Origin of the sequence: Pseudomonas sp. 24 E 13 (genome assembly GCF_900004715.1) — a bacterium.
Lineage (GTDB): Bacteria > Pseudomonadota > Gammaproteobacteria > Pseudomonadales > Pseudomonadaceae > Aquipseudomonas > Aquipseudomonas orientalis_A.
On sequence record NZ_CVTO01000099.1, the window covers coordinates 194318 to 209137 of the forward strand.

General features: G+C 60.8%; 13 protein-coding genes. 12 read left to right on the forward strand and 1 reads right to left on the reverse strand.

The annotated features are described in order from the left end of the window. The first annotated feature begins 49 nt into the window (after positions 1-49). The 9 genes from BFP90_RS08215 (at position 50) to BFP90_RS08255 (ending at position 10417) form a co-directional block, all read left to right on the forward strand. Positions 50-1048 carry an NAD-dependent epimerase/dehydratase family protein gene (locus BFP90_RS08215; RefSeq protein ID WP_065896420.1) on the forward strand — a complete coding sequence of 333 codons (999 nt, stop codon included), beginning with the start codon at positions 50-52 and terminating at the stop codon, positions 1046-1048. A gap of 126 nt (positions 1049-1174) precedes the next feature. Next, positions 1175-1999, forward strand: coding sequence for an ATPase (locus BFP90_RS08220; protein WP_065895043.1), 825 nt, complete (start codon positions 1175-1177; stop codon positions 1997-1999). A 203-nt stretch (positions 2000-2202) separates the two neighbouring features. Beyond that, on the forward strand, positions 2203-3462 hold the full coding sequence (locus BFP90_RS08225) for a D-mannose isomerase (RefSeq protein WP_065896421.1): 1260 nt from the start codon (positions 2203-2205) through the stop codon (positions 3460-3462). A 104-nt stretch (positions 3463-3566) separates the two neighbouring features. Further along, on the forward strand, positions 3567-4853 hold the full coding sequence (locus BFP90_RS08230; RefSeq protein ID WP_065887671.1) for an ABC transporter substrate-binding protein: 1287 nt from the start codon (positions 3567-3569) through the stop codon (positions 4851-4853). A gap of 159 nt (positions 4854-5012) precedes the next feature. Next, entirely contained in the window at positions 5013-5921 is a 909-nt protein-coding gene (locus tag BFP90_RS08235; protein WP_065887673.1) for a carbohydrate ABC transporter permease, read from the forward strand. Next, a complete protein-coding gene (locus BFP90_RS08240) occupies positions 5914-6759 on the forward strand; it encodes a carbohydrate ABC transporter permease (protein ID WP_065887675.1) in 846 nt (281 codons plus the stop codon). Before BFP90_RS08235 ends, BFP90_RS08240 begins: the two co-directional genes overlap by 8 nt. Positions 6760-6761: 2 nt before the next feature. Continuing rightward, a complete protein-coding gene (locus BFP90_RS08245) occupies positions 6762-7922 on the forward strand; it encodes an ABC transporter ATP-binding protein (protein WP_065895040.1) in 1161 nt (386 codons plus the stop codon). Positions 7923-8124: 202 nt separating this feature from the next. Then, positions 8125-9471 (forward strand): carbohydrate porin, encoded by a 1347-nt coding sequence (locus tag BFP90_RS08250; protein WP_065896422.1) that lies wholly within the window; start codon positions 8125-8127, stop codon positions 9469-9471. Positions 9472-9571: 100 nt separating this feature from the next. After that, entirely contained in the window at positions 9572-10417 is an 846-nt protein-coding gene (locus BFP90_RS08255; RefSeq protein ID WP_065887682.1) for a D-hexose-6-phosphate mutarotase, read from the forward strand. A gap of 120 nt (positions 10418-10537) precedes the next feature. On the opposite strand, the gene BFP90_RS08260 is transcribed toward BFP90_RS08255, so the two are convergent. Continuing rightward, on the reverse strand, positions 10538-11398 hold the full coding sequence (locus BFP90_RS08260) for a MurR/RpiR family transcriptional regulator (RefSeq protein ID WP_170039859.1): 861 nt from the start codon (positions 11396-11398) through the stop codon (positions 10538-10540). Positions 11399-11618: 220 nt separating this feature from the next. Between BFP90_RS08260 and zwf the strand changes: the two genes are divergently transcribed. Genes zwf through BFP90_RS08275 form a run of 3 tightly spaced genes read left to right on the forward strand, consistent with a single transcriptional unit; the run spans position 11619 to position 14468 of the window. Continuing rightward, positions 11619-13085 (forward strand): glucose-6-phosphate dehydrogenase, encoded by a 1467-nt coding sequence (gene zwf / locus BFP90_RS08265; RefSeq protein WP_065887684.1) that lies wholly within the window; start codon positions 11619-11621, stop codon positions 13083-13085. Beyond that, positions 13072-13785, forward strand: coding sequence for a 6-phosphogluconolactonase (gene pgl, locus BFP90_RS08270; RefSeq protein WP_065895037.1), 714 nt, complete (start codon positions 13072-13074; stop codon positions 13783-13785). Before zwf ends, pgl begins: the two co-directional genes overlap by 14 nt. A 17-nt stretch (positions 13786-13802) precedes the next feature. Beyond that, positions 13803-14468 carry a bifunctional 4-hydroxy-2-oxoglutarate aldolase/2-dehydro-3-deoxy-phosphogluconate aldolase gene (locus BFP90_RS08275; protein ID WP_065887687.1) on the forward strand — a complete coding sequence of 222 codons (666 nt, stop codon included), beginning with the start codon at positions 13803-13805 and terminating at the stop codon, positions 14466-14468. Positions 14469-14820: the final 352 nt, after the last annotated feature.

A 14820-nucleotide genomic window follows, 5' to 3' on the forward strand; every position in this document is an offset into this window, starting at 1 on the left:
CGTGCGTCAAGGCAACAGCGATGAAAAACGAAAGAACATGGGGTAGTGCATGAAAATTCTGGTCACCGGCGCAAGCGGCTTCATCGGCGGGCGCTTTGCGCGTTTCGCCCTGGAGCAGGGCCTGGACGTGCGGGTCAACGGGCGACGGGCCGAGGGTGTCGAGCACTTGGTACGACGCGGTGCCGAGTTTATCCAGGGTGATCTGAACGATGCCGACCTGGTGCGCACCTTGTGCCGTGACGTCGAGGCCGTGGTGCACTGTGCCGGTGCGGTCGGGCTGTGGGGCAAGTATCAGGATTTCCATCAAGGCAATGTGCTGGTCACCGAGAACGTTGTCGAAGCGTGCCTCAAGCAGCGGGTCGGGCGGTTGGTGCACCTGTCCTCGCCCTCCATCTACTTCGATGGGCGCGACCACCTGGGGCTGACCGAAGAGCAAGTCCCCAAGCGCTTCAGGCATCCCTATGCCGCGACCAAATACCTGGCGGAGCAGAAGGTGTTCGGCGCCCAGGAATTCGGCCTCGAGGTGCTGGCCCTGCGCCCGCGTTTCGTCACCGGCGCCGGTGACATGAGCATCTTCCCGCGCCTGTTGAAGATGCAGCGCAAGAACCGCCTGGCCATCGTCGGGGACGGCCTGAACAAGGTCGACTTCACCAGCGTGCACAACCTCAACGAGGCGCTGCTCAGCAGCTTGCTGGCTCCCGGTTCCGCACTGGGCAGGGCCTACAACATCAGCAACGGCACGCCGGTACCGGTGTGGGACGTGGTCAACTATGTGATGCGACAAATGGACATGCCTCAGGTCACGCGCTACCGCTCCTATGGCTTGTCCTACAGTGTGGCGGCCTTGAACGAGGCGTTCTGTGCGCTGTGGCCGGGGCGGCCGGAACCGTCGTTGACGCGCCTGGGCATGCAGGTCATGAACAAGGATTTCACCCTCGACATCAGCCGGGCGCGGCATTATCTCGATTACGAGCCCAAGGTCAGTCTGTGGAGCGCCCTCGACGAGTTCTGCCTGTGGTGGAAAGCCCAGGCTCCGGGCCACTCATAAGCCACAACCTGCAACATATCGGGAACCGAGTGGCGCAGCGCTTGTTGACCCATGCACCGGGAGCACGGTTTATACTCCCGCCGCTCGGCCCCTCGGTCGGCCATCTTATTGATTCAGGATAGATTCATGCGTAACGATGCTAAAGACGATTTCGACAACGTTCCCAGCCTGCGGGCCGATACCGGGGACGATGATGATTTCGTGCCGACAGCCGCCACCTCGGTGCGCTCGCGCACGACGCCTGTGGTCAAGGTGAAAAGGGCCAGCAACGGTCCGTTGTGGGCGTTGGTCGGCGCGTTGCTGATCGCCTTTGCGGGCCTGGCCTGGTGGAGCTTCCAGCAGATTTCCCTGATGGGCCAGCAACTGGTCGCCACCCAGGAAAGCTTCGCGCGTATCAGCGAAGAAGCGGCGGGGCGCCTGCAGGATATTTCCGGCAAGGTCGTGGCCAGCGAGGCCAATGTGAACAACGGCAGCGAAGCCCTGAAAGTGCAGATCAAACAGCTGGAAACCCAGTTGCTTGAGCAGGGCAGGCAACAAGTGGGTGTGGCCGGCCAGGCCACCGAGCTGGACCAGCGCCTGGCGCAGATGAGCGCCAGCACCGCCGAACTGACGAGCGCCAATGCCAAGTTGCAGGGCCAGGTTCAGGCGCTGACCGATGCCGTTGCCACGCTCAAGGCGGCCCAAGGCGAGATCAAGGATCTGGCCAATGAGGTAGCGACCTTGAAGAAACAAGGCAATCCGGCTGCCGCCATCGCCCGACTCGAGCAGGACGTGCTGGTGCTCAAGAGTGCACAGGAAAACCAGCCCGCCAACACCGATGCGCCGACCAATAAAGAGTTCGACGTATTCCGCATCCAGACCACGCGCAATATCACCACCTTGCAGAGCCAGGTGCAGAATTTGAACCAGCGCCTCAATGCGCCGGCGGCGGCCACGCCACTGGGTCAATGACCCGTTCTGTGGACTGTGAATGCAATCAAACTGTGGGAGGGGGCAAGCCCCCTCCCACATTTGAACCCGTATTAGTCAGGTAAGTCGCTGTTGCTCGAAGCTTTGTCACCGCCTGGTGACATTTCTTGTCCCCTTCGTTACTTGCCACTCCCGCGCCCTTGTTTAGACTCCGGCCACCCCACAAAAAACAATAAGGGCCCCCCATGACCATGCAACCACTGCCTCCCAGCAGTTGGCTGAACGCGCCTGCCCATCACGCCTGGCTCGCGGCCGAAGGCCAGCGCCTGTTGACCTTTGCCAAGGCGTCGCGCCTGCCGGACGGCTTCGGCAATCTGGATGACACTGGCCAACTGCCGGCCGGTGCCCGCGCCGAAACCATGAACACCGCCCGCATGACCCACAGCTTCGCCATGGCCCACGCCATGGGTCTGCCGGGTTATGCCGATTTAGTAGCGCACGGCGTGGCGGCCCTGAGCGGCCCGTTGCACGATAGTGAACACGGTGGCTGGTTTGCCGCGGCCGATGCCCTGGATGGCAATACCGGCAAGGCCGCTTACCTGCATGCCTTCGTGGCCCTGGCCGCCAGCTCTGCCGTAGTGGCCGGTGCACCCGGCGCGCAGACCCTGTTGAACGATGCGGTGCATATCATCGACCAGTTCTTTTGGAGCGAGGAGGAGGGCGCCATGCTCGAATCCTTCGCCCGGGACTGGAGCGGCGTCGAAGCCTATCGCGGTGCCAACAGCAACATGCACGCTACCGAAGCCTTTCTGGCCCTCGCCGATGTCACGGGCGACACGCGCTGGCTGGACCGCGCGTTGCGGATCGTCGAACGTGTCATCCATGCCCACGCCGCCGGTAACCGCTTCATGGTGATCGAGCACTTCGATACCCAGTGGAACCCGCTGCTCGGTTACAACGAAGACAACCCCGCCGACGGTTTCCGTCCCTATGGCATCACCCCCGGCCACGGCTTCGAATGGGCGCGGCTGGTGTTGCACCTGGAAGCGGCGCGGCTGGCCGCCGGGTTGGTCACGCCGAAGTGGTTGCTGACCGATGCCCAAGGGCTGTTTGCCAGTGCCTGCGAGTATGCCTGGGCGGTGGATGGCGCGCCGGGCATTGTCTACACCCTGGACTGGAACCAGCGCCCGGTCGTTCGCGAACGCCTGCACTGGACCCATGCCGAAGCCAGCGCGGCTGCCCAGGCGCTGCTCAAGCGCACTGGCCAATTGCATTACGAGACCTGGTACCGGCGGTTCTGGGAGTTTTGCGAAACCCACTTCATCGACCGGCTCCAGGGCAGCTGGCACCACGAACTCAACCCACACAACCAACCCAGCAGCAAAATCTGGGGCGGCAAGCCGGACCTGTACCATGCCTGGCAAGCGGTCGTGCTGCCTGCATTACCCTTGGCACCCAGCCTGGCCAGTGCATTGGGCAGCGGATGCTATGTCACCAGCTGGTGACATTTGTACGTCCCTTTGTTACCTGCGCCGGGAAAATCCCTGTTTAAACTCCGTGCAGCGCAAGCTCTAGACTTGCATGCATAACAACAAGAAAAGGTACTCAGATGAATGCGATTAATCGCCTCGCCGTTGCTATTTCCATGGCCTCGTTGTTTCCCCTCAGTGCATTTGCCGCCGACTCCAAAGGCACGATTGAAGTAGTGCATTGGTGGACGTCGGGCGGTGAAAAGGCGGCAGTGGATGTCCTGAAGGCCCAAGTTGAGAAAGACGGCTTCACCTGGAAAGACGGTGCAGTCGCAGGTGGCGGTGGCGCCACGGCCATGACCGTGCTGAAAAGCCGCGCGGTAGCCGGCAACCCGCCAGGCGTTGCCCAGATCAAGGGCCCCGACATCCAGGAATGGGCGTCCACCGGCCTGCTCGACACCGACGCGCTCAAAGACGTCGCCAAAGAAGAAAAGTGGGACTCCCTGCTCGACAAGAAAGTCTCCGACACCGTCAAGTACGAAGGTGACTACGTGGCCGTTCCGGTCAACATCCACCGCGTGAACTGGCTGTGGATCAACCCGGAAGTCTTCAAGAAAGCCGGCATCACCAAGAACCCGACCACCCTCGAAGAATTCTATGCCGCCGGCGACAAGCTGAAAGCAGCGGGTTTCATCGCGCTTGCTCACGGCGGCCAGCCTTGGCAGGACAGCACCGTGTTCGAAGCGGTGGTGCTCTCGGTCATGGGCGCCGATGGCTACAAGAAAGCCCTGGTCGACCTGGATAACGCTGCGCTGACCGGCCCGGAAATGGTCAAGTCGCTGACTGAGCTGAAAAAGGTCGCGACCTATATGGACGTCGACGGCAAAGGTCAGGACTGGAACCTGGAGGCCGGTAAAGTCATCAACGGCAAGGCCGGCATGCAGATCATGGGTGACTGGGCCAAGTCCGAATGGACCGCCGCCAAGAAAGTCGCCGGCAAGGACTACGAGTGCGTAGCCTTCCCGGGCACCGACAAGGCCTTCACCTACAACATCGACTCCCTGGCTGTGTTCAAGCAGAAAGACAAAGGCACCGCTGCCGGTCAGCAGGACATTGCCAAAGTCGCGCTGGGTGAAAACTTCCAGAAAATCTTCAGCATCAACAAGGGCTCGATCCCGGTGCGCACTGACATGCTCACTCAAATGGACAAACTGGGCTTCGACTCCTGCGCCCAGGCCGCCGCCAAGGACTTCCTGGCCGACGCCAAGACCGGCGGACTGCAGCCAAGCATGGCGCACAGCATGGCCACCAACCTGGCGGTGCAAGGCGCGTTCTTTGACGTGGTGACCAACTACATCAACGACCCGAAAGCCGACCCGGCCGACACCGCCAAGAAGCTGGGCGCTGCGATCAAGTCGGCCAAGTAACGCTGCTGCTATCTGTAGGAGCGAGCTCGCTCGCGAAAAACTCAAGGTCAACGCGTTCATCCTGTATGCACGCGCTATCGTTGAAGTCCTTCGCGAACACGCTCGCTCCTGCAGGGTTCGGTTCACCGTCAGTCCTTTTTCCCTGTACTGGATTTTCCCATGAGTTCTGTTGCTGTGTTCAGCAAGGCCTCGCCGTTCGATGCATTGCAGCGCTGGCTCCCCAAACTGGTGCTGGCGCCGAGCATGTTCATCGTGCTGGTGGGCTTCTACGGCTACATCCTGTGGACGTTCGTGTTGTCGTTCACCACCTCCACGTTTCTGCCCAACTACAAGTGGGCGGGCCTGGCGCAATACGAGCGCTTGTTCGACAACGACCGTTGGTGGGTGGCGAGCAAGAACCTGGCCGTGTTCGGCGGGATGTTCATCGGCATCACCCTGGTGATCGGTGTGACGCTGGCGATTTTCCTCGACCAGAAAATCCGCCGCGAAGGTTTCATTCGCACGATCTACCTGTACCCGATGGCGCTCTCGATGATCGTCACCGGTACCGCCTGGAAATGGCTGCTCAACCCGGGCATGGGCCTGGACAAATTATTGCGCGACTGGGGCTGGGAAGGCTTCCGTCTCGACTGGCTGATCGACCCCGACCGCGTGGTCTACTGCCTGGTGATCGCCGCTGTGTGGCAAGCCTCGGGCTTTATCATGGCGATGTTTCTGGCGGGCCTGCGTGGCGTTGATCAGTCAATCATCCGCGCCGCGCAGATCGACGGCGCGAGCCTGCCGCGCATCTACTGGAGCGTGGTGCTGCCAAGCCTGCGTCCGGTGTTCTTCAGTGCGGTGATGATCCTGGCGCACATTGCGATCAAGAGCTTCGACCTGGTGGCGGCGATGACAGCCGGCGGCCCGGGCTATTCCTCCGACCTGCCTGCCATGTTCATGTACTCGTTTACCTTCAGCCGCGGCCAGATGGGCATGGGCTCGGCCAGTGCAATCCTGATGCTCGGTGCGATCCTCGCGATCATTGTGCCGTACCTGTATTCCGAGCTGAGGACCAAGCGTAATGACTAGTCTCGCCGCTAAACCTGCCATCAGCCTGAGTCGTATCGCGATCTACGCGGTGCTGATCCTCGCGGTGCTGCTGTACCTGGTGCCGCTGGTGGTGATGCTGCTCACCAGCTTCAAGACCCCGGAAGACATCAGCACCGGTAACCTGCTGAGCTGGCCCACCGTGGTCAGTGGCATCGGCTGGGTCAAGGCCTGGGGCACCGTGGATGGCTACTTCTGGAACTCGATCAAGATCACCGTGCCGGCTGTGCTGATCTCCACGGCCATCGGCGCGTTGAACGGCTACGTACTGTCGTTCTGGCGCTTCCGGGGTTCGCAGTTGTTCTTCGGCCTGTTGCTGTTCGGCTGCTTCCTGCCGTTCCAGACGGTGCTGCTGCCGGCCTCGTTCACCCTCGGCAAGATGGGCATGGCCAATACCACCACCGGCCTGGTGTTTGTGCATGTGGTCTACGGCCTGGCGTTTACCACGCTGTTCTTTCGTAACTACTACGTGAGCATTCCGGATGCGCTGATCAAGGCGGCCCGCCTGGACGGTGCCGGTTTCTTCACCATCTTCCGTCAGATCATTCTGCCGATGTCGACGCCGATCATCATGGTCTGCCTGATCTGGCAGTTCACCCAGATCTGGAACGACTTCCTGTTCGGCGTGGTGTTTTCCAGCGGCGACTCCCAGCCCATCACGGTGGCGCTGAACAACCTGGTCAACACCAGCACCGGGGCCAAGGAATATAACGTGGATATGGCGGCGGCGATGATCGCCGGGCTGCCGACCCTGCTGGTCTATGTGATCGCAGGCAAGTATTTCGTGCGCGGCCTCACAGCCGGCGCGGTCAAGGGGTAATCATGGCTACGCTTGAACTTCGCAATGTAAACAAGACCTATGGTGCCGGCCTGCCCGATACCTTGAAGAACATCGAACTGTCGATCAAGGAAGGCGAATTCCTGATCCTGGTCGGCCCTTCGGGTTGCGGCAAGTCCACCTTGATGAACTGCATCGCGGGCCTTGAGACCATCTCCGGCGGCGCGATCATGATCGGTGATCAGGATGTGAGCGGCATGAGCCCCAAGGACCGTGACATCGCCATGGTGTTCCAGTCCTACGCGCTGTACCCGACCATGAGCGTGCGCGAGAACATCGAGTTCGGCCTGAAGATTCGCAAGATGCCCCAGGCCGACATCGACACCGAAGTGGCGCGCGTGGCCAAGCTGCTGCAGATCGAGCACCTGCTCAACCGCAAGCCGGGCCAACTCTCCGGTGGTCAGCAACAGCGCGTGGCCATGGGCCGGGCGTTGGCGCGCCGGCCGAAGATCTACCTGTTCGACGAGCCGCTGTCGAACCTCGACGCCAAGCTGCGCGTCGAGATGCGTACCGAAATGAAGCTGATGCACCAGCGCCTGAAAACCACCACCGTCTACGTGACCCACGACCAGATCGAAGCGATGACCCTGGGCGACAAAGTGGCGGTGATGAAGGACGGAATCATCCAGCAATTCGGTACGCCGAAGGAAATTTACAACGACCCTGCTAACCTGTTTGTGGCAAGCTTTATCGGTTCACCACCAATGAACTTCGTTCCCATGCGCCTAAAACGCCAGGACGGTGTTCTGGTGGCGGTGCTCGACAGCGGCCAGGCCCGTTGCGAGTTGGCGTTGAACATGAATGACGCAGGTCTGGAAGATCGCGATGTGATCCTGGGCCTGCGCCCGGAGCAGATCGTGCTCGCGGCGGGCGAGGGCAATGGCGCGTCGAGCATTCGCGCTGAAGTCCAGGTGACCGAGCCAACCGGCCCGGACACCCTGGTGTTCGTGCAGCTCAACGACACCAAAGTCTGCTGCCGTCTGGCGCCGGACGTGGCACCGCAGGTAGGCGAGACCCTGACCCTGCAGTTCGACCCGGCCAAGGTGTTGCTGTTCGACGCCAAGACCGGGGAGCGATTGGGCACTGCTGCTTCATTGCCGGCACAGGGGCATGCCGGCAACGTGACCCAGTTCAAGGGCCGTTGAAGCATTTGTAGGCGCGAGCTTGCTCGCGAAGGTGGTTAACGATGACGCAGCGCTCCTGGTTTAGCGTGGCGCTCTCGGGTTTTTCGCGAGCAAGCTTGCTCCTACAGTACTGTGGTTAATGGTTAACTTGTTGTTTTAGCTAAAAAAAGTAAACCGCGTTAGATAAAAACAGTTTAATAACAATAAAGACGAGGATGTAGGGATGAAAAAGCAACACAACAACACTCGGCTGTTCTGCCAACTGTCAGCAGCAGCAGCCCTTGTATTGTCCGCCAATGCGATGGCGGCCGATGCGTTCAGCGCCGATTCCAAGTGGATGACCGGCGATTGGGGCGGCGAGCGTACCAAGCTGATCGAGCAAGGTATCGACATCAAGGCCGATTACGTAGGGGAAATGGGCTACAACGCCCACGGTGGCTACAACGACGACAAGACCGGTCGTTACTCCGACCAGTTCGGTCTGGGCGTAGCGCTGGACCTGCAAAAGCTGTGGGGCTGGGATAATACCCAGGCCAAGATCCAGCTCACCAACCGTAATGGCCAGAATATCTCCAATGACCGCATTGGCGACCCGCGTGCCGGCACGCTCAGTTCGTCGATGGAAGTCTATGGCCGTGGCCACATGGTGCGCCTGACGCAGTTCTGGGTTCAGCACCAGATGTTCGACAACAAGCTGGACGTGAAACTCGGTTACTTCGGTGAAGGCGAGGACTTCAACACCTTCCCGTGCGACTTCCAGAACCTGTCGTTCTGTGGCTCCCAGGTCGGTAACTATGTAAACACCTGGTACAACTGGCCGGTCGCCCAGGCCGCGATCCGCGTGAAGTACAACATTACGCCTGAGCTGTATGCGCAGATTGGTGCCTACAACCAGAACCCGTCGCAACTGGAGCACGGCAACGGCTTCAAACTCAGCGGCAGCGGTACCAAGGGTACTGTGATTCCGGTGGAATTGGTCTGGTCGCCGAAGGTCAACAACCTGCCGGGCGAATACCGCGTGGGTTACTACAAGAGCGCGGCTGATGCTCCGGATGTACGTGAAGACGTCAACGGCAACGATGCGGTCCTCACTGGCGCAAACTTGCGTACCCGCAGCAGCAAGAAAGGCTACTGGTTCGTTGCCCAACAGCAACTCACCACGCATAACGGCGACGCTACCCGTGGCCTGAACATTGCGGCCAACGCGACCTTCCACGACAAGGAAACCAACCTGGTCGACAACTACCAGTCGTTGATGCTGGTGTACAAGGGCCCATTCGACGCACGTCCAAAAGATGACGTCGGCATTGGCGTCGCGCGTCTGCACGTCAACGATGACGTGAAGAAGAACTCGCAGCTGCTCAATGCCGCCAATGGCATCAGCGACTACGACAATCCGCTGTACACGCCGATTCGCGAGACTGAGTACAACGTCGAACTGAACTACGGTTTTCACGTTACCAACTGGCTGACCGTGCGTCCGAACCTGCAGTACGTTGTCCAGCCGGGCGGCGTGGACAAAGTCGACAACGCGCTGGTAGCGGGCCTGAAGATTCAGTCTACGTTCTAACGCGGTTGCGATAAGCTCCTTCTCTCTGTGCGCATTTTGCGGGTAGCCATGGCTATCCGCTTTTTTTTGGGTGGCACTGTGATATTCGGAACCTGTGCACATGCATGAGCAACCGCTGCAACGCTTTTTCAAGTCCCTGCGCGAGCGCCCGGTGTTCGCCTGGGAGCGCTTTCAGATGCGCGATGTGTTGGTGATCGACCACCCGCTGTGCCAGGCGGTGTTCAGTCGCCAGGGCGCGCAACTGCTGCACTTTCAGCCCACCGGCCAGAAACCCTGGCTGTGGTGTGCGGCCAAATGGCCGCAAGTCGGCGCGATCCGCGGCGGCGTGCCGGTCTGCTGGCCGTGGTATGGCCGTCATCCCAGCGAAAACGCCTGGCCGTCCCACGGCTGGGCGCGCTTGATCGACTGGAAACTGCTCGACAGCAGCACCGATGACGATGGCGTGCGCCTGCATTGGCAGTTGCAGTTGTGCGACTGGCAGGTGGACCTGCACGCGCAATTGGGCGACACCCTGGAACTGCGCCTGAGCACCGAGCATCAGGACGAGCTGCCGTGCCAGTTGAGCCATGCTTTGCATGCTTATTGGCGTATTGGTCACGTTGACGAGGTAGCGCTGTCTGGGCTCGATGGCGCGCAGGGTTATGACCAGCTCAATCGCCAGGTTTGCCAGCAGGAGGGCGAGTTGCGCGTTGATGGCGGGTGCCAGCGGGTGTTCCAGCACGAGGGCGAATTGCAGCTCAAGGACCATGCCTGGCAGCGTGAACTGTGCATCGATACCGGCGACAGCGCCGACACGGTGGTGTGGCACCCCGGTAGCCGGCCGCTATTGGGCGTGAGTTTTAACGAAGCGTCAGGATTTGTGTGCGTGGAGTCGGCGATGGCCGGGGCGAGCCTGGCGCCCGGGGAGCGGGCGCATTTGAGTCTGCAGGCCAGGGCAGGGGTCTAGTGGTGTGGCTGATGGCCTCATCGGGGGCAAGCCCCCTCCCACTTTTGAATGGGTTCACAGATCAAATGTGGGAGGGGGCTTGCCCCCGATGAGGCCAGTAAAGCCAACACAGATGCCGGCTTAGTTGAACTCATCCCCCACCGGATACCGGCTGTCATTCAAGCTCTCTTTGATCTTGCGCAAGTGCGGCTGGAAATCCACGCCACGGCGCAACGTCATGCCGGTCGCCAGCACATCCAGTACCGTCAGCTGAATGATCCGCGACGTCATCGGCATGTAGATGTCGGTGTCTTCCGGCAACGGAATGTTCAGGCTCACGGTACTGGCCTTGGCCAGTGGTGAGTTCTCGGCCGTCACCCCCAGCACCGACGCGCCGTTTTCCCGCGCGATACGCGCCACTTCCACCAACTCGCGGGTACGCCCGGTGTAGGAAATGATCACGAACAACTCACCCGTGTGGGCGACCGAGGCGATCATGCGTTGCATCAGCACGTCGGCGTGGGCGGTCACCGCCAGGTTGAAACGGAAGAATTTGTGCAGCGCGTCCATCGCCACCGGTGCCGAGGCGCCGAGGCCGAAAAAGTGGATCTGCCGCGCCTGGATCAGCAAGTCCACGGCCTTGCTGATCAGGGCCGGGTCCAGGGCCTGGCAGGCGCTGTCCAGGGAGGCGATGGCGCTGCCAAAGATCTTCTGGGTGTAGGCCTCGGGGTTATCATCGGCTTCCACGGCGCGACTGACATAGGCCGCGCCACTGGCCAGACTTTGCGCCAGCTGCAATTTAAGTTCAGGGTAACCGCTGACGCCGAACGAACGGCAGAAACGGTTGACCGTCGGTTCACTGACCGAGGCGGCCTGGGCGAGGGCGGCGATCGAGAAGCGGGTGGCCTGCTGCGGGTTGAGCAGGATGACCTCGGCGACTTTTTTCTCGGCCTTGTTCAATTCTTCGAGGCGGTTCCGGATCTGTTCCAGAAGATTTCGCACGCGGTCCATTCAGTCTTTCCTTCGGGCGACGATGCAAATAAAAAGGCGGTAACCAATCGATAAGTGGCTTCTCGCGGTGGCCTATCCTACTGAGGGTAGCGGAACACCACCACTCGCAATACGTATTGGCGGAAAATGTTGTGGTTATTACTACATTTTTCCTTGAGTGATGCCTTGAAAAAAGGTATTTGTAGCTTAACTTGATAAAAGAACAAACATCATGCCTTCGATAACCGTAGAACCCTGCACCTTTGCCCTGTTTGGCGCCTTGGGTGATCTGGCGCTGCGCAAGTTATTTCCTGCTCTCTATCAACTCGATGGCGCCGGCCTGCTGCACGATGACACGCGCATCCTGGCCCTGGCCCGCGAAGCCGGGTCCGAGCAGCAGCACATGGCCCACATCGAACAAGAACTGCGCAAATACGTCGGCAAAGAACTCGACGAAGCCGTGGCCCAGCGTTTCCTGGCGCGCCTGGCGTATGTGCATGTCGACTTCATGAAGGCTGACGACTACGTCGGCCTTGCCGAAAAGGTCGGTAGCGAACAGCGCCTCATCGCCTACTTCGCCACTCCGGCTGCCGTCTATGGCGCGATCTGCGAGAACCTGTCCAAGGTCGGCCTGGCGGAAAACACCCGTGTGGTGCTGGAAAAACCGATTGGTTCTGACCTGGAATCCTCGCGCAAGGTCAACGACGCCGTCGCGCAGTTTTTCCCGGAAAACCGCACCTATCGCATCGACCACTACCTGGGTAAAGAGACGGTACAGAACCTGATCGCCCTGCGTTTCGCCAACAGCCTGTTCGAAACCCAGTGGAACCAGAACTACATTTCCCACGTGGAAATCACCGTGGCCGAGCAGGTCGGCATCGAAGGCCGTTGGGGCTACTTCGACAAGGCCGGCCAACTGCGCGACATGATCCAGAACCACCTGCTGCAGTTGCTCTGCCTGATCGCCATGGACCCGCCGGCCGACCTGTCCGCCGACAGCATCCGTGACGAGAAGGTCAAGGTGCTCAAGGCCCTGGCGCCGATCAGCCCGGAAGGCCTGACCACCCAGGTGGTGCGCGGCCAGTACATCGCCGGCTACAGCGCCGGTAAAGCCGTGCCGGGCTACCTGGAAGAAGAGAATTCCAACACCCAGAGCGACACCGAGACCTTCGTTGCCCTGCGCGCCGATATCCGTAACTGGCGTTGGGCCGGGGTGCCGTTCTACCTGCGCACCGGCAAGCGCATGCCGCAAAAGCTGTCGCAGATTGTCATCCACTTCAAGGAACCGTCCCACTATATTTTCGCCCCCGAGCAGCGCTTGCAGATCAGCAACAAGCTGATCATCCGCCTGCAGCCGGACGAAGGTATTTCCTTGCGTGTGATGACCAAGGAGCAGGGCCTGGACAAGGGCATGCAACTGCGCAGCGGTCCGCTGCAACTGAATTTTTCCGACACCTATCGCAGCGCACGCATCCCCGATGCCTACGAGCGTTTGCTGTTGGAAGTGATGCGCGGCAATCAGAACCTGTTTGTTCGCAAAGATGAAATCGAAGCCGCGTGGAAGTGGTGTGACCAGTTGATCGCCGGGTGGAAAAAATCCGGTGATGCGCCCAAGCCGTACGCGGCGGGTTCCTGGGGGCCGATGAGCTCGATTGCACTGATCACGCGGGATGGGAGGTCGTGGTATGGCGATATCTGAATTGAAACTGCCTCAGGGCGTCACTGCCCATGAGTACCGCACGCCCGTGTTGTTGGCGGACGGCCTGGCCACTGACGTGGCCGAGCAACTGCGCGCGGCCATCAGCGCGCGCGGCGCGGCGACGTTGGTCGTGTCCGGCGGCCGCAGCCCCGTGGCGTTCTTCCAGAACCTGGCCAGGCAGGTGCTGGACTGGTCCAGGGTCACCATCACCCTGGCCGACGAGCGCTGGGTGCCGGTGGAACACGCCGACAGCAACGCCGGCCTGTTAAAGCAGCACCTGTTGCAAGGCCCGGCGGCCGAGGCCCGGTTCCTCAGCCTGTACAGCGCTGCCGCCAACCTGGAAGACGCTGCCGAGCAGGCCGATCGCCTGCTGGCCGAGTTGCCGGCGATCGATGTGCTGGTGCTGGGCATGGGCGATGACGGCCACACCGCTTCGCTGTTTCCCGACAGCCCGAACCTTGCCCAGGCCTTGCAGGCCGACGGTACCCGCCGTTGCTGGCCGATGCTGGCGCCGACCGTGCCGCACCAGCGCCTGACCATGAGTCGCGCGTTGCTGGCGACGGCCCACTACACCGTACTGTCGATTTCCGGCAGTTCGAAGTTGACCACCTTGAGCGCCGCGCTGGCCGGTGACGATGTCGCCGCCATGCCGATTCGCGCGTTTTTGCAACCTACATTAGAGATTTACTGGTGCCCATGAGCCAAGGATCAGCCGCTATGAAAAGCCCTCAACCGACCGTGTCCATGGCGGATAAAGTTGCCCTGATCGACAGCCTATGCGCCAAGGCGCGGATCCTGCCGGTGATCACCATCGCCCGTGAACAGGACATCCTGCCGCTGGCCGATGCCCTGGCCGCCGGTGGCCTGACCGCATTGGAAGTGACCCTGCGTTCCGAGTTCGGGCTCAAGGCTATCCAGGTGCTGCGCGAGCAGCGCCCTGAACTGTGCACCGGTGCCGGCACTGTGCTGGACCGTCATATGCTCGAAGCGGCAGAAGTGGCCGGCTCCCAGTTTATCGTCACCCCCGGCATCACCCGCGACCTGCTGGAAGCCTCGGTACACAGCCCGATCCCGCTGCTGCCCGGCATCAGCAACGCTTCCGGCATCATGGAAGGCTATAGCCTGGGTTATCGCCGCTTCAAGCTGTTCCCGGCCGAGGTCAGCGGCGGTGTGGCGGCGATCAAGGCCTTGGGTGGCCCGTTCGTTGAAGTGAAATTCTGCCCGACCGGCGGCGTCGGCCCGGCCAACATCAAAAACTACATGGCGTTGAAAAACGTGATGTGCGTGGGCGGTAGCTGGATGCTTGATCCCGAGTGGGTCAGGAACGGCGACTGGGCACGCATCCAGGAAGTCACCGCCGAGGCGCTGGCGCTGCTGGATTGATCTGATTTATCGAATCGTTGTTGCTGTGCTTAACGGCATTTTTGCGGTGCACTTGGTCGGTGTACCGCTTTTTTTTGCCTGTAGATCCAGGCCACCACACATTCCAATGTGGGAGGGGGCTTCCCCCCGATGGCGGCCCCTGGGCCGACCAGGATGTTGTGTCGATCCTGACTCAAATGTGGGAGGGGGCTTGCCCCCGATGGCGGCCTCAGGGCCGACCAGGATGTTGTGTCGATCCTGACTCAAATGTGGGAGGGGGCTTGCCCCCGATGGCGGCCTCTGGGCCGACCAGGATGTTGGATTGGAACGAGTACATATCCGTTTCTGCGGTAACGGCCACTTAGGGTTCCGC

Bases quoted from the DNA above. Each gene is read 5' to 3' on its own strand.
- BFP90_RS08225 (WP_065896421.1), top strand. From the start codon at position 2,203: ATGACCATGCAACCACTGCCTCCCAGCAGTTGGCTGAACGCGCCTGCC.
- BFP90_RS08215 (WP_065896420.1), top strand. From the start codon at position 50: ATGAAAATTCTGGTCACCGGCGCAAGCGGCTTCATCGGCGGGCGCTTT.
- BFP90_RS08235 (WP_065887673.1), top strand. From the start codon at position 5,013: ATGAGTTCTGTTGCTGTGTTCAGCAAGGCCTCGCCGTTCGATGCATTG.
- pgl (WP_065895037.1), top strand. From the start codon at position 13,072: ATGGCGATATCTGAATTGAAACTGCCTCAGGGCGTCACTGCCCATGAG.
- BFP90_RS08230 (WP_065887671.1), top strand. From the start codon at position 3,567: ATGAATGCGATTAATCGCCTCGCCGTTGCTATTTCCATGGCCTCGTTG.
- BFP90_RS08220 (WP_065895043.1), top strand. From the start codon at position 1,175: ATGCGTAACGATGCTAAAGACGATTTCGACAACGTTCCCAGCCTGCGG.
- zwf (WP_065887684.1), top strand. From the start codon at position 11,619: ATGCCTTCGATAACCGTAGAACCCTGCACCTTTGCCCTGTTTGGCGCC.
- BFP90_RS08245 (WP_065895040.1), top strand. From the start codon at position 6,762: ATGGCTACGCTTGAACTTCGCAATGTAAACAAGACCTATGGTGCCGGC.
- BFP90_RS08255 (WP_065887682.1), top strand. From the start codon at position 9,572: ATGCATGAGCAACCGCTGCAACGCTTTTTCAAGTCCCTGCGCGAGCGC.
- BFP90_RS08250 (WP_065896422.1), top strand. From the start codon at position 8,125: ATGAAAAAGCAACACAACAACACTCGGCTGTTCTGCCAACTGTCAGCA.
- BFP90_RS08240 (WP_065887675.1), top strand. From the start codon at position 5,914: ATGACTAGTCTCGCCGCTAAACCTGCCATCAGCCTGAGTCGTATCGCG.
- BFP90_RS08275 (WP_065887687.1), top strand. From the start codon at position 13,803: ATGAAAAGCCCTCAACCGACCGTGTCCATGGCGGATAAAGTTGCCCTG.